This window comes from Alcanivorax sp. HI0044 (assembly GCF_001634945.1).
On the sequence record NZ_LWEZ01000095.1, the window covers coordinates 1 to 1,036 of the forward strand.

1 protein-coding gene is annotated in these 1,036 nt (G+C 60.3%); it reads left to right on the forward strand.

Annotated elements, in window-relative coordinates; genetic code table 11:
- On the forward strand, positions 1-1,036 hold a 1,036-nt coding region (locus tag A3730_RS01105; RefSeq protein ID WP_063537297.1), incomplete at both ends, for a DEAD/DEAH box helicase.

Here is a 1,036-nt window from a genome sequence, read left to right on the forward strand (position 1 = left end):
CTTTCACGATTTCGACCTGCACCTGGACCTGATGCACGGTATCGCTGATTCCGGTTTCCAGTACTGCACCCCGATCCAGGCCGAAGTACTGACCCACACACTTGCTGGCGCCGACGCCATTGGGCGGGCCCAGACCGGTACCGGGAAAACCGCCGCCTTTCTGATCACCGTGATCAACGACCTGCTCAAGCACCCCATCGACGTGCAGCGCTTTGCCGGTGAACCCCGTGCACTGATCGTGGCCCCCACCCGGGAGCTGGCCATGCAGATCGAGAAAGACGCCAGGGTACTGGCCAAACACACTGACCTGCAGGTGATGAGTGTCGTCGGCGGCATGAATTTCAATCGCCAGCAGGAACGCCTGCAAAACAAGCTGATCGATATTCTGGTGGCAACCCCGGGGCGGCTACTGGACTTCGCCAAACGCCGCGACCTGTGGCTCGACCGGGTGGAATTCCTGGTGCTGGACGAAGCCGACCGCATGCTGGACATGGGCTTCATTCCCGATGTGAAGCGCATTGTCGGCATGACCCCAAAAAGCCAGTACCGCCAAACCCAGCTGTTCTCTGCCACCTTCAACGACGATGTGATGAACCTGTCCCGCCGCTGGACCCAGGACGCGGCAGTGGTGGAGATCGAACCCACCCAGGTCACCACAGACACCGTGGAACAGAAGGTCTACATCACCAACACCGACGACAAGTTCACGCTGCTTTATAACCTGATCACCGGCATGGACATGGACAAGGTCATCGTATTTGCAAACCGCCGGGACATTACCCGCCGGGTCAGCGACCGGCTGCACAAGAAAGGGCTGAAAGTCTCCCTGATTTCCGGAGACGTACCCCAGACCCAGCGCAGCAAGACCCTGGAGCGCTTCCGTGCTGGCGATCTGCAGGTGCTGATCGCCACCGACGTGGCAGGCCGGGGTATCCACATCGATGGTGTCTCCCATGTGGTGAACTACAATCTGCCGGAAGACCCGGAAGATTACGTGCACCGCATTGGCCGAACCGGCCGCGCAGGTGCCAGCGGC